The 13,256-nt window shown below is 37.8% G+C and carries 11 protein-coding genes and 2 pseudogenes; 1 reads left to right on the forward strand and 12 read right to left on the reverse strand.

The window, feature by feature from the left end; all coding sequences use genetic code 11:
- From F908_RS16235 to F908_RS05645, 5 genes and pseudogenes are all read right to left on the reverse strand, one after another.
- Positions 1-560, reverse strand: a pseudogene (locus F908_RS16235) (flagellar protein FilE); the annotation flags it as partial.
- 11 nt (positions 561-571) lie between these two features.
- Positions 572-2,236 (reverse strand): putative pilus system OmpP1/FadL family transporter FilD, encoded by a 1,665-nt coding sequence (locus F908_RS05630; RefSeq protein ID WP_171063550.1) that lies wholly within the window; start codon positions 2,234-2,236, stop codon positions 572-574.
- 12 nt (positions 2,237-2,248) lie between these two features.
- The gene (locus F908_RS05635; RefSeq protein WP_005158759.1) at positions 2,249-3,364 is read right to left on the reverse strand and encodes a putative pilus system protein FilC; all 1,116 of its coding nucleotides are present in this window, start codon (positions 3,362-3,364) and stop codon (positions 2,249-2,251) included.
- 45 nt (positions 3,365-3,409) lie between these two features.
- The gene (locus tag F908_RS05640) at positions 3,410-4,243 is read right to left on the reverse strand and encodes a putative pilus system C39 family peptidase FilB (protein WP_005158762.1); all 834 of its coding nucleotides are present in this window, start codon (positions 4,241-4,243) and stop codon (positions 3,410-3,412) included.
- Between the two features lie 353 nt (positions 4,244-4,596).
- Positions 4,597-5,787 (reverse strand): putative pilus system protein FilA, encoded by a 1,191-nt coding sequence (locus tag F908_RS05645; protein ID WP_005158768.1) that lies wholly within the window; start codon positions 5,785-5,787, stop codon positions 4,597-4,599.
- Between the two features lie 518 nt (positions 5,788-6,305).
- Between F908_RS05645 and F908_RS05650 the strand changes: the two genes are divergently transcribed.
- Entirely contained in the window at positions 6,306-7,655 is a 1,350-nt protein-coding gene (locus tag F908_RS05650; RefSeq protein WP_005158770.1) for an anthranilate synthase component I family protein, read from the forward strand.
- Positions 7,656-7,666: 11 nt separating this feature from the next.
- On the opposite strand, the gene hisC is transcribed toward F908_RS05650, so the two are convergent.
- From hisC to hpf, 7 genes and pseudogenes are all read right to left on the reverse strand, one after another.
- Complete coding sequence (hisC, locus tag F908_RS05655) at positions 7,667-8,752, reverse strand: histidinol-phosphate transaminase (protein ID WP_005158792.1); 1,086 nt, start codon at positions 8,750-8,752, stop codon at positions 7,667-7,669.
- Positions 8,753-8,816: 64 nt separating this feature from the next.
- The gene (gene hisD, locus F908_RS05660; protein ID WP_005158794.1) at positions 8,817-10,106 is read right to left on the reverse strand and encodes a histidinol dehydrogenase; all 1,290 of its coding nucleotides are present in this window, start codon (positions 10,104-10,106) and stop codon (positions 8,817-8,819) included.
- Between the two features lie 131 nt (positions 10,107-10,237).
- Positions 10,238-10,366, reverse strand: a pseudogene (locus tag F908_RS15445) (DUF4272 domain-containing protein); the annotation flags it as partial.
- Positions 10,367-10,458: 92 nt separating this feature from the next.
- Positions 10,459-11,148, reverse strand: coding sequence for an ATP phosphoribosyltransferase (gene hisG / locus F908_RS05665; RefSeq protein ID WP_005158795.1), 690 nt, complete (start codon positions 11,146-11,148; stop codon positions 10,459-10,461).
- Positions 11,145-12,404: a UDP-N-acetylglucosamine 1-carboxyvinyltransferase gene (gene murA, locus F908_RS05670; protein ID WP_005158797.1), complete on the reverse strand. Its 1,260-nt coding sequence runs from the start codon at positions 12,402-12,404 to the stop codon at positions 11,145-11,147. The genes hisG and murA overlap by 4 nt, the downstream gene beginning before the upstream one ends.
- 6 nt (positions 12,405-12,410) lie before the next feature.
- Complete coding sequence (ibaG, locus tag F908_RS05675; protein WP_004663844.1) at positions 12,411-12,662, reverse strand: BolA family iron metabolism protein IbaG; 252 nt, start codon at positions 12,660-12,662, stop codon at positions 12,411-12,413.
- A gap of 134 nt (positions 12,663-12,796) precedes the next feature.
- Entirely contained in the window at positions 12,797-13,138 is a 342-nt protein-coding gene (hpf, locus tag F908_RS05680; RefSeq protein WP_005158799.1) for a ribosome hibernation-promoting factor, HPF/YfiA family, read from the reverse strand.
- Positions 13,139-13,256 lie beyond the last annotated feature (118 nt).

Consider the following 13,256-nt stretch of genomic DNA (forward strand, 5'->3'; position numbering starts at 1 on the left):
GCAGATGAAGCAGATGAAGCAGATGAAGCAGATGAAGCAGATGAAGCAGATGAAGCAGATGAAGCAGATGAAGCAGATGAAGCAGATGAAGCAGATGATTCTGCCTCAATAGTAGTTAGACTTTTACTAGCAACATTTAATTTTGGTGTTATCTTTTTATTCGTATTTGCATCAATTATTTCTTTTGAAGTATTTATAAAATTTTGAGATTTTGGTTGATGGACTACTTCTGCGTCAGAAGCTAATTTTGATTCTGAAGATGATTGCATTTTAACTGCATTCTTAACAGCATCTTGCTTAGACATTGATATTGTTGGTAAATTTAATTTAACATTATTTCTAACAGGTAGATTTTTTTCTGATGCTGCTGGAGAATCAACATCATTAGAACGTATAACCTCATCTGTTCTATTCTCATTTTCTGTTGGTTTTTTAGGAATAATCATTGGTCTTCCATCAGGGCCAATAATTGTATAAAAACCATCTGCATATACAACCGAAGTACTTGCAATAACAGTAAAAATTACAGATATTGCAAGCTTAGATTGTTTTATTATCATAGTCGTTAACATTACCATTTTGTTCTATAGCTGATACCAAGCAAAGTTACCTTAGTATTGGTTTTAATATCCAGGCCTGCATACGGGTTTAATAAAATATTATCAACCCCTGTTTTATTTGCAAGACTACTAGTATCTGCAGGAATATCATCACGACTTCGTAAGAAGCCAATTGAAAGATCCAAATCTGTATCTTGATCAAATCGATAACCAGCACCTAAACCAAATAATTGAGCATTATTAATAGGTACCATCGTATTGCGCTTGTCATCCGGAATCGAACTCGTGCGAGGCTCATACCCCATGCGTAACTTCAATCGATCAGTTGCAGAATATTCAAAACCAATTCCCCAACGCCAAGATGATTGGAACTTTAAAGGTAAGGCTAAAGAACGATCCGTCACTTCAGCAGACAAAAGTTTAGCAACCTTTAATAATGATATTTGTCGATCAAATTCAAACTTAAACTTATCCCATGCAGCGAAGTCGGTCCAACCAAGATCAAAGTTCATTTGCAAGTCGGGAAATATTTTATATTTTATACCCGCTTTAAAATGTTGTGGATATTTAAAATCCATAGCTACTAAACCAGATTCCACATTAGGAATATACCCAGGGAAGCCAAGAATTGCCGCAAGAATTTGACCAGTCGCTGACGAATTTAAACCAGCTATGAGTTGTTGCGGAGCTGTCGCATTATTAATTAAATATTTACCTCGCAATCGCATTTTAGCTTCACTTTGATAAACCATACCAAAACTAAAATCATCGGTTGGCTCCCATAATACGCCCAAATTATAACTTGGACTTAATGATTGCTCTAAAGATACATCCATTGCCCCCACTTTACTAAACGGGTTCATACCTTCTTTGGCGTTACAAATACCAAATAATAGTAAATCGGTGATAATATCCCCATTATCCTTAAATGGAGTACATACCACTTCATCTACCATTCGCAATACACCAATCATTTCATTTGGAAAGCGTAAATCCGTTTTAAGTGCGATCGCTTGGTAAGACATACCAAATGATGCACCAACTGATAAATGATCATTCACTTGATAGCCAAAAGAGGGCGATAAATAGGTAATACGCTCTAATGCAACTTGTTGGCCCATATAATTACTTGGATTACCATCTTCTGCGCCAAAACCTGCAACTAATGGTGCGTACATAGCTGTCGCATAGGTTACTTTGGAACCAGGTGGCTTATAAGCAATCGCTGCAGTTGGTGCAGCTAATGGAGCATTAGGTCCTAAATCTACGATTTTTTTAAGAATCGGTACATAAATACTTGCGTATTCAACGTCCCCGTGAACTGTTCCTTTAAAATCGGTACATATTCCAGTTCTAACCTCTGGTCCATCATTACAGACCAATGGATCATCGGAATAACCAAAAACATTATAACCAGCAGGAGCTGAATACTCACGTTGAATAGCAAAGTTAGCTAAAATACCTTGCACATCAGTTTGCAACCCATCAATCTTAGCTAATGCTGCTGGATTAAAATGTACCGCACTAATCCCTGGTGGATCAGCAGTAACTGCATTTCCTAAGGATAATGAACGTAAATCTACAGATAAGTCCTGTCCTAATTGTGCGTTAGCAATATTAGATAAGCTAGCTAAAAAAATTGCTGCCGTTAAAGGACATAATTTTAGGTATTTCACCATTACATCTCCTTAACGAACTTTTTTGCCGAAACCTATAATATCGAGTGGGAATGACAAGCCCAAGGACACATCTGGCGCATCTTCCGTTAACCCAATAGCAACGGTGCCATTTACAATTGTCTCTGGTGATACCCTTACGCCCAACGCAAATGACAACATGGCACTACTTTGATCGGCCGATTGATAGCTTTCATCATTCTTGAAGTAAAATTTTGCCCCAGTGTTAAAACTTTGCTGATAGGACATTGTGAGTGATACGTCGTAGTTAAACGAATATGCAAATCCGAATGAAAACCCACCACTTAAACCTGGATCGAAACTATCCAACACTCTGCTTCCGCGTAATTGGTTAAGTCCAGATTCTTTCAGACCATAGCTCGCCGATACTGAGCTAAAAAGCACAACAGGGTCAATATATTTACGCGTACTTGCTCCAAAACCGACCGAGTAATATCCTTTACCTGTAGATAATTCATCAATACCAATTTCATAAGGACTATCACCAGTTTTCGTTGATAAACTACCAAAAAGTACTAATGGGAGACGACCTTGCTTTAATGGAAATGGCTCCCAACGAGCACCAAAAGAAACATCACCCAAACCCGCAGCAGTCTTTTGTTGCAATAAATCTTTTTTTGCTATGAGAGGAATAGATGCTGATAAGGTCAAGTTATCAAGTAAACCATATTGGGTAGTAAATGTATTTGTAAGTGTATGGTTTGCATCTTCTTCAACACGTAAGCGTTGTAAAGCACTTGTACTATCGCCCGTAGCAAGATCTAGTCTACTATCTCGATAGTATGTGTAATCAATGTCATAATAAGAAGAAATAACACCTTTTTTTATCAATGAATATTGACGTTCGTTAGATGTAAATACTTCTTGTAAATTTGTTTCTTTAGTCGCATCACCTTCTTGCTTTTGTAACGCATTTGCTGCTTGTGTTGCTTGACTATCACCAGCTTTTACATTGGACTCATCTTTCACTGCATCTGTAGCTTGATCTACTTGCGTTGTTTGTTCGGTCTGAACTTCCGTTGATTTCTGTTCTTCAGCATAAAGTGTTGTTGTTACTGCACTCATACTTAATGCCAACACACTGATGTTCATCCATGGACTTTTCATTTTGCGTTACATCCTATTAATACATTAATTTTAATGATTTCTAAATTACTTCCGCTTGTAATATAAGCGCATAAAAGTCGTAATTGGTTGATTGTAAGTAGCAGAGGTCGGATCTGCATCTAATACTTTACGCATCGTTGATGCCTTATCAGCCATACGTTCAAACTTTTGTGTCGGAAACTGAATTTCCGCAAGCGCGTATTTATTAACAGTTGCATCTTCTACATGGCGCATATCCGAGTCTTGCAGCGCTAATAGGTTTTTACGGTATTGCTCAGGAATATCAACGATAAAAAGCGTATTATTATCCCAAATTTGTTTAAAGCGAATTTCATCAAAACTAATATTGCCTAATGATGGATCTGCAACATACACTCGCCCATTCTTATATGCTTTATACACAACAAAATGTTTAAAGCCAGCATAGGTAATAGGAACAATTGCTGGCTGCTTCAATGAAGTTAAGTCAGAGAACTCTCCACGATAACCACCACTATTTATCCCCAATGCAGAGACAAAACGTTTCATGTCCAGTAATGAAAAACTACGGCGTTCAATAATTCGCTGATATTCCCCATATTGCAATAAACCACTCATGGTTTGCTGTTCGGTCAGACGCAAACCACCATAACCGTTTAGAAGTGTCGTTAATGCGGCTGATCCACAACTGTAGTCATAGGCCTGACGAACAATCCCCCGAAACTGGTCTTCTATAGCGGGTTTAATTGTGACCGTCTCACGATGGTTGCGAGTAAATGAAGGGTTACGAGAATCTAACGTTTCTGTGTAATACACAGTCCCCTCTGGCTTTTTTTCTATTTCGAAGGCTTGCGTTGTAAAGTAATACATCAATGCTGAGCCTAAAGCGATCTCTAACATAAGTCTCTTTTTCTAACCATGGCACAACTTGCCTTATTCGTTTTATTGTTAGTGTTCGTAAACACCCCATCCTTGTTTGTTGAAGATACCTTTTTTTATAAAAAAAAACAGCTTTTTTTTAGTTTTTTTTGACGAAATGTTGTCTTTTTTTATACTTTAGACTCATTTTTATAGTTTAATATGATAAACATTACAATATAGAAACAATATTCTTTATTTAATTCTTTTTTACTTCCTATTGCATAACATTTTCATCTGAATTTTATATTAATTAAATCCCCCCTATCAGTAAAAAAGCCTTAGTGTAAAAACAAAAAAAGCGCATAATGCGCTTTTTTTGCTTGGCAACTAAATTAGTGACCAGAGATTGTGATCATAGCACCAGCGCGTTCGTTCGCATTGGTAGCGCTGAAACCAGCACCATTGTTATAGTAAGTTGTCATGCCTTGGATTTCAACATCACCAATTGAACCAGCATCTTTACTACCTAACTTAACAGTAGAGATGTACATATCTTGGCTATCACCAGCTTTCAAAGCTTGACCGTAAGTTGTACCAGAACCTGTTGTAATGCGTAAGAAGCCGTTATTTACCAAGCTCTTACCAAATACATTTACTTTTGCGTTCATAGTTAAGCCACCAGTCGTACCAGAATTAGCATCTTTAATTTTGATACTACCTAGATTGATTTCACCAGCAGCTGTTGTATTAACTGGAGTACCACTTACGATTGCAACAGTTTTCCCTTTGGTTGAATTATCTAAAATACCAAGGTTTGAAATTTCAAGACCACCTGACATTGTAGTATTCAATACAATCATTGCACCTTGTGGAGCAGCACCTAGCTGAATATTTGCATCCATTTTACCAGTTTTTAAAGTTAAACCTGATAAGATTGCATTATAGTTAGCAGAATTATTGCCGCGTCGAACATCACCCACAACTGAAGCATTTGAAGCAGACACACCAATTTCACCGATATAGATATCTAAACCAGATACTTTAGCAGCTACGTTAAGGAATGCAGAGTTACCACCATTATCAGTACCATTACCTGCATCTGTATCGATTACAAGTTCAGCCAAAAGACCAGAAGCGAGTTTACGACTAGTATCGTAAGCATTACCCGCAGCATTTACAGGCGCTTCGATTACGATACCCTTTGTTGCAGTTTTACCTGTACCATTTCCTTTAATAACGATTGCACCTGCATTTCCTGTACCACCCAAGCTACCTGCAACTACTGTAGTAGGGTTAATATCAGCAAGAGTAAGAGTCGTGCCGTTAGCTGAGTTATAAGCGTCTACCGCTGCTTGGTCAGCAAAGACAGTACCAGCGCTACCGCCATTTAATAATGAATCCAAACCATTATTATCGTGGATTAAAACTTTATCAATTTCAATTTTTGAAATACCAATACCAATATTGATACCGTCTTGACCTGTTGCAGCGCTTAGTGCAGCATCATCCATTGACTGCATAGCCATAGCGTTTGCGCTAATTGCCATTGAAGAAACTAAAGCTAGTTTAGTAAACATTTTCATTGAGCACTCTCCCAAGAGCATTTATTTTTTGACTTTCACTACTCTAAACTGTCCACGGTCGTTTTTTTCTTAATGACAACTTGAACTTCCAATCCTTGAGTAGTTCGTTTAGCAAGTACTAAATTACAGGTTTGTTATTTTATGTTCAACTACTGTTAATCGTTTTTTATAAATAACCCGACAAACGGCATAATACTTTTTTCGTGCACCACTTTAATTTATATGCTCTAACATATGGAAAGCACTATAGTTTTTTAATCAGCATTTTTAGAAAATCATAGTCAAATATCCTATTTAAACCTTTTATCATCCGCCCAAATCACTGCAAAATGTAAACAATTGCGCTTTCTTAAACCAATTCATGAAAATTGCAACTTGTTCTACAATTTCAGTAGACAGAATCACAATACATTTCAGAAATATTTTTCAACTTTTATCTACAGGATAAATATCAGTAGAGTTTAGATGATTGTAGTACAATTATATTTTCCAAATGTATATGAATGTATTTTTGTTATATGTCTCATTTTCAGCAAAAACTTGACACGCAACTCACCTCTGCATTTGACCTTCTTATACAACTGAATGAACTCACTGGTTTAGTTTATTTATATGACAATCACACTCCGACAATTGGTTTTTTGCCTCAAGAATTTTTAGTATTAGAACAGTCAAAACTCAAAAAATTTTGTAAAACTCAATTTAATAAATATAAGAATGTACAAGCAACCTTACCTATTAGCGATTTTTTAAATTTTCAATCCCATTCACAAAGTTCAATGAAAACTACTTTTGGTGGTGGATATATTGGCTTTTTTAGTTATGACTATAGTGCAAATCAATTTATAAACATGGTTTCACGAAATCAACCCAGTTTTTTCTTAGGTCTATATTCGACTTTTTTAAAGTTCCAGGATGATGCTTGGTATTTTTATAGTGATGAAAATGAAGCTGAAAGTATTTATCAAAATGTCCTAAATCTAATCAATCAATCAATCAATATTCAAAAAACACCTTTCTCATTATTAGAAAAATGCTATCCGCGCTGGTCTAAGCAACAATACCTACATGCATTTAATCAAGTGCAGGAATATATCAAAGCTGGTGAATGCTACCAGATTAATTTAACTCAAGAGTTTATTGCAAAAACAGAAGGCTCATTATTAGATCGAGCACAGGATTTATGGGCGCTCACCCATGCACCTTATGCTGCCTATCTCAAGATACATGATTTTGAGTTACTCAGCTGTTCTCCAGAATTGTTTGTCGAGTTTCAAACCAATCGAAAAATTAAAACACGACCAATTAAAGGTACAATGCCTCGTTTTGATGATGCCGAGCAAGACCAACAATCTAAAGATCAGCTCAGCCGCTCTGAAAAAGATCAGGCCGAAAATGTGATGATTGTTGATTTACTTCGGAATGATTTAAGTGTTTATGCAGAAACAGGATCTGTAGAAACGACAAAACTTTTCGAAATTGAAAGCTTCAACCAAGTCCATCATATGGTCAGTGAAATCACTGCAACCTTAAAAAAAGAAGTAAACCCCATGCAGATGTTATTGTCCGCCCTTCCGGGTGGTTCAATTACAGGGGCACCCAAAATTCGCGCTATGCAAATTATTAATGAATTAGAAGGTGCTCCACGTGGCGCATATTGTGGAAGTTTGGGTTATTTTAATTTTGATGGAACAGGTTGCTGGAATATCTTAATCCGCAGTATTCAAAAATATCAGGATCAATTATCGATGTGGGCAGGTGGCGGCATTACGGTTGCTTCTGATGCTGAAGCCGAGTACCAAGAATGCTTTGATAAAATTTCTGCCATGCTTGATTTGCTCAATACATGGCAAAAATCTGAGAACTAAATTTTATATAATCATAAAATTTGATTTTTAAGTGTATCGACTAGACGCTGGTTTTGTTCATCGGTACCAATTGTGATACGTAAAAATTGATTAATTCTTGGTTTATTGAAATAACGCACAATAATACCATGCTCACGTAATTGTTGAGCCAGTTGAGCAGCATCGTATTGAGGATGCGTGACAAAGATAAAATTGGCTTTCGATGGCAATACATCAAAACCTAAAGCCACGAGATCACCAACTAATTTTTCTCGACTCTCAATCACTTTGGCACATTGCGCTTCAAAATAAGCTTGATCTTCAAATGAGGCTACCGCTGCGGCAATCGCAAAACGATCGATTGGGTATGAATTAAAGCTATTCTTTACAGCTTCAAGTGCTGCAATCAAATGCGCTTGTGCAATCGCAAAGCCGACACGTAATCCCGCCAATGAACGAGACTTAGATGTCGTTTGGCAAACGACTAAATTTTCGTAACGATTGACCAATTGTACCGCTGACTCTGCACCAAAATCGACATAGGCTTCATCAATCACCACGACTCGATCAGGATTTGTTTTAAGTACTTGCTCAATCTGTGCTAATCCTAATGCAATGCTGGTTGGCGCATTTGGATTAGTAATGATAATACCGCCATTTTCCTGTTCATAATCCGACACATCAATTTCGAATTTTTCATTCAATGGAATCTGCTTGGTCTGAGTTCCAAAAAACTGGCTATAAACAGGATAAAAACTATAGGTAATATCTGGGTAGAGAATTGGCTCTTTCTGAATAAAAAAAGCCTTAAAAATATGCGCTAAAACTTCATCCGAACCATTACCGACAAAGACTTGAGCAACATCAACATGCTGCTGTTTAGCAATTGCCTGCTTTAAAGCGGTCGCATCTGGATCTGGATACAAGCGCAAAGCATCGGCTTGGTGAGTTAAAACTGCTTGAACAGCTTCCACAACTTTAGGTGATGGTGGATATGGGTTTTCATTGGTATTAAGTTTTAGTAAGTTCTGAATCTTAGGCTGCTCACCTGGTACATATGGCTCAAGTTCACGAACTTCTGGACTCCAAAAACGCATTTGTTCAGTTGTAAACGTCATTGTTCTACTCTCATATATCTCAAAAAAGGGGCTTCTATCAGCCCCTATCTATTCTTCGAATCGGTTATTGATAACGATAGCGTGCCGAGCGTGCATGGGCATCAAGATTTTCTTCAACTGCCAACACATCTGCTGTTTTAGCCAAAGTTTTAACGCCCTCTTGCGAGCACATAATTAAACTTGAACGCTTTTGGAAATCATAAACGCCGAGCGGTGAAGAAAAACGCGCTGTACCCGAAGTCGGTAAAACATGATTTGGACCTGCACAATAATCACCGATCGCTTCAGGCGTATAACGCCCCATAAAGATCGCACCTGCATGACGAATCTCTTGGCTCATTAATTCAGCATCATCAAGACATAATTCTAAATGCTCTGGAGCAACCTGATTAATCAGTTTAATCGCTTCCGCACGATCCTTTACTAGTACCAACGCACCACGATTTTGAATCGAAGTTCGAGCAATTTCTGCTTTTGGCAATTCACTTAAATGCTTTTCAATGGCTGTTTCGACAGCATTTAAAAGTGCTTCATCTGGCGTAATAAAAATGGCTTGTGCAACCGTATCATGCTCAGCTTGAGACAATACATCCATAGCCAACCATTCAGCATTATTTTCCCCTTCGGCATACACCAAAATTTCCGAAGGCCCCGCGATCATATCAATACCCACCTGACCAAAGACTGCACGTTTGGCTGCTGCTACAAAACGGTTCCCCGGTCCTGTAATTTTATCGACAGCTGGAATGGTTTGCGTTCCATAAGCTAACGCTGCAACGGCTTGAGCACCGCCAATAGTAAATACACGACTTACCCCTGCTAAATATGCAGCTGCTAAAACCAATGGATTCAATTCACCATTCGGCGCTGGAACCACCATGATAATTTCAGGAACCCCTGCTACATGTGCTGGTAAAGCATTCATAAGTACAGATGATGGATAAGATGCTAATCCACCAGGAACATAAATCCCGACGCGATCAAGTGGCGTGACTTTCTGACCTAAGGTATTACCCAGATCATCAACATAAGTCCAACCTTCCTGCTTTTGTGCCTGATGGAAAGAACGAATACGTTTTGCAGCCAATTCTAAGGCTTCACGAATTTCTGTGCTTAAGCCTTCAAATGCAGTTTTAAGTTGAGCTTGGGTCAGTTCCAAATCCGAGAATTGATGCGCTGGATGTCGATCGAACTGTTGTGTTAATTTAAGTACATGATCATCACCATACTGACGAACATCAGCAATGATTTGGTCTACAGTTTGTACTAATTGAGGATCATTCACAGTTTCAAATGCTAAAAGTTCAGCAAATGCCTGTTTAAAATTTTGATCCTGAGTCGATAAACGTCGCATCAATTTACCCACAAGGCGAATAAGAGAAGGCTAAGTTTACTCTTTTTCAACACGCTTGTGGGCAAGATAACATCAGCATTTCCACCTGCTTTAATAGAAAAAATCATTTTTAGGTTTAAATATTTTAAATTTTATGTATTTAAGTTTGGATTATCCCAATCTCCATCATGCTGTATTAGCCAATTCAAAGCACCATGACGTTCCACAACAACTGAAGCATTTAAATTTTCAGGCGCATCTTGTTGTTTTAAACGAGCATCATTTGAAAGTAAGACATTCTTTCCCTTAATTAGAAAATTAAGCGATAAAAAAACCGTTCAAAAGAACGGTTTTTTTGAATCATCATACAAAATCATACTGAACGTAATTTCACAGCTTCTTCAAGTTGCGTCAAAATTGGATTTAACACGGCTTGTTTACGTTTAAAGCTCGCTTTATTGACAATTAAACGAGAAGAAACTTTGCAAATTTCTTCTAATGGCTCTAAACCATTGGCACGTAAAGTATTACCTGTATCGACCACATCGACGATGTAATCACCCAACCCAACCAAAGGTGCAAGCTCCATCGATCCATAAAGTTTGATCACATCAACTTGTTCACCTAAACTTGCATAGTATTGACGAGTAAGATTCACGTATTTGGTTGCAATTTTTAAACGGCCTTTCGGACGTTCCATGCCAACTTTACCAGCAGTCATCAATTTACAATTTGCAATTTTTAGATCAAGTAACTCATAAACATGTTGGGCGCCATGTTCCATCAGCACATCTTTACCCGCTACACCAAAATCTGCTGCACCGTTCTCAACATACGTCGGTACATCAGAAGCACGAAGAATCAAAATACGTACTTTTTTATGTGTGGTTGGGAAAATTAATTTACGTGATTTATCAGTATCTTCTAATAAATTAATACCCGCATTCTCAAGTAAAGGTAATGTCTCTTTTAGGATACGTCCTTTACTGAGCGCTAAGGTTAAACCATGATCAAAATTACCCATTACATCAAAATTTGGATCATCGTTTCTTAAGTCATTCATCCTTTTACTCGCTTAATCTGAGCACCTAAACTTTGTAACTTTTCTTCAACTTGTTCATAGCCACGATCGATATGATAGATACGATCAACTAAAGTCTCACCTTCTGCGACTAATGCAGCGAGAACAAGAGAAAATGATGCACGTAAATCAGTCGCCATTACAGGAGCAGCTTGCAATTTATCTACGCCAGTTACGACTGCATCATGCCCTTCCACTTGAATATTTGCGCCCATACGTGACAATTCAGGAACATGCATAAAACGATTTTCAAAAATTGTTTCTGAAATCGTTGCAAAACCACGACCAATCACATTGACCGCCATAAGCTGCGCTTGCATATCAGTTGGAAATTCGGGATGAGGTAAAGTTCTAAAGCTCACAGCTTTAGGACGTTTACCTTGCATATCTAGTTCAATCCAATTATCACCACGGGTCACTTCTGCACCCATTTCTTCAAACTTATCCAATACTGCTTCTAACAATGCTGGGTCCGTATGCGTGGTTTTAACTCGACCACCTGTAATTGCAGCAGCAGCTAAATATGAACCAGTTTCAATTCGATCAGCAACAACCGCATATTCACAGCCATGTAAACTTTCAACGCCAGTTACAACTAATGTATCTGTGTCGAGACCTTCAATCTTAGCACCCATTTTAATGAGCATTTGTGCAAGGTCAGTAATTTCAGGTTCACGAGCAGCATTACGAATTGTCGTCACACCATCAGCCAATACAGCAGCCATCAAGATATTTTCAGTGCCACCAACAGTGACCATATCAAAAATAACTTCGCCACCTTTTAAGCGACCATCAACAGAAGCATGAACATAACCATTTTCAACTTCAATCTGCGCACCTAAAGCTTCCAATGCTTTTAAATGCTGATCAACAGGACGTGAACCAATCGCACAACCACCAGGTAATGAAACTTTAGCATTTCCATAGCGAGCCAATAGTGGACCGAGTACCAAAATTGATGCACGCATAGTTTTCACAAGTTCATAAGGTGCAAACTGATTATCTAATGTTGACGCATCCGCACGAACCGTATCCCCTTCATAACTCATTGTAACGCCTAAGCCAGCAATCAGCTTCACTAAGGTATTCACATCTTTTAAATGAGGTACATTCGTTAAAGTAATCGGAGAATCTGCAAGAATCATTGCAGCAAGTAAAGGCAGAGCCGCATTTTTAGCACCAGAAATACGTACTTCGCCCTCGAGCTTAACACCGCCCGTAATTAAAAATTTATCCATTAATATTTAAGCTCCGAAAAGGCTTGCTTTACGCCATTCGTCTTTTGTCATTGCACGAATCGTAACTGCGTGCACTTCACCACTTGCGATATAAGAGTTTAATGGTGCATATACGGCTTGTTGACGAGTAATCGTACGTTTGCCATCAAACTGATCATCAACAATTCGAAGGTCGAATTTCCCAGCTTGGCCACTCACTGCTACTTCTGCTTCAGGGAAAGCTTCTTTTAAAATTTGCGTGAGCTGCTCACTATTCATTACTAGACCTCTTATACAACCATGGCGTCAAACCATACATTTTACTATAACTTTTTCAGATAATTCAGTAAGCCTTTTCTTTTTTTATCGATAAAAAAAGAGGCTAGTTACAATAGCCTCTTTTGATAAAAAACTTAAGTTAAAATTGCCAGCTCATGTTGATAAGAACACTGTATTTTTCTATGTTTTGCAAGCTGTCTTTTTAGTTTTTCTGTTAATTTATTAATCGAAGTATACATATCATCTGCTGTCGCCTGCGCAAACAGTTCAATCCCCGGTAAGCGAATAATCGCCTCAGCAATATGATTTGAGCTCCCTTTATGAGAACGTCTATCAATTTGATGATCTTTAGCCAATTTGATTTGCATACTATTCACTTGATCTAGATGCTTAGTCATTTGACTAAATTTCATTTTTATATTTTCTTCAATAGCAGGCGTAATAGTTAAATGGTGTCCACGAATCGTTATTTGCATAATTCTATCCCTCACCTTTTCTAAGGATACAAAGAATCGCCTAAGCAAATTTAATGCATATTAAGATTCAACATTCATTAAATCATTTTAGCGATTCCTTTAGTGATTATTAAAAAGA

It is taken from the genome of Acinetobacter sp. NIPH 284, assembly GCF_000369425.1.
Taxonomy (GTDB): Bacteria; Pseudomonadota; Gammaproteobacteria; order Pseudomonadales; family Moraxellaceae; genus Acinetobacter.

What these genes read in the sequence shown, in the direction of transcription:
- F908_RS05635 (WP_005158759.1), bottom strand. Translation starts at nt 3,364, where the DNA reads ATGAAAAGTCCATGGATGAACATCAGTGTGTTGGCATTAAGTATGAGT.
- F908_RS05640 (WP_005158762.1), bottom strand. Translation starts at nt 4,243, where the DNA reads ATGTTAGAGATCGCTTTAGGCTCAGCATTGATGTATTACTTTACAACG.
- F908_RS05645 (WP_005158768.1), bottom strand. Translation starts at nt 5,787, where the DNA reads ATGAAAATGTTTACTAAACTAGCTTTAGTTTCTTCAATGGCAATTAGC.
- F908_RS05650 (WP_005158770.1), top strand. Translation starts at nt 6,306, where the DNA reads ATGTCTCATTTTCAGCAAAAACTTGACACGCAACTCACCTCTGCATTT.
- hisC (WP_005158792.1), bottom strand. Translation starts at nt 8,752, where the DNA reads ATGACGTTTACAACTGAACAAATGCGTTTTTGGAGTCCAGAAGTTCGT.
- hisD (WP_005158794.1), bottom strand. Translation starts at nt 10,106, where the DNA reads ATGCGACGTTTATCGACTCAGGATCAAAATTTTAAACAGGCATTTGCT.
- hisG (WP_005158795.1), bottom strand. Translation starts at nt 11,148, where the DNA reads ATGAATGACTTAAGAAACGATGATCCAAATTTTGATGTAATGGGTAAT.
- murA (WP_005158797.1), bottom strand. Translation starts at nt 12,404, where the DNA reads ATGGATAAATTTTTAATTACGGGCGGTGTTAAGCTCGAGGGCGAAGTA.
- ibaG (WP_004663844.1), bottom strand. Translation starts at nt 12,662, where the DNA reads ATGAATAGTGAGCAGCTCACGCAAATTTTAAAAGAAGCTTTCCCTGAA.
- hpf (WP_005158799.1), bottom strand. Translation starts at nt 13,138, where the DNA reads ATGCAAATAACGATTCGTGGACACCATTTAACTATTACGCCTGCTATT.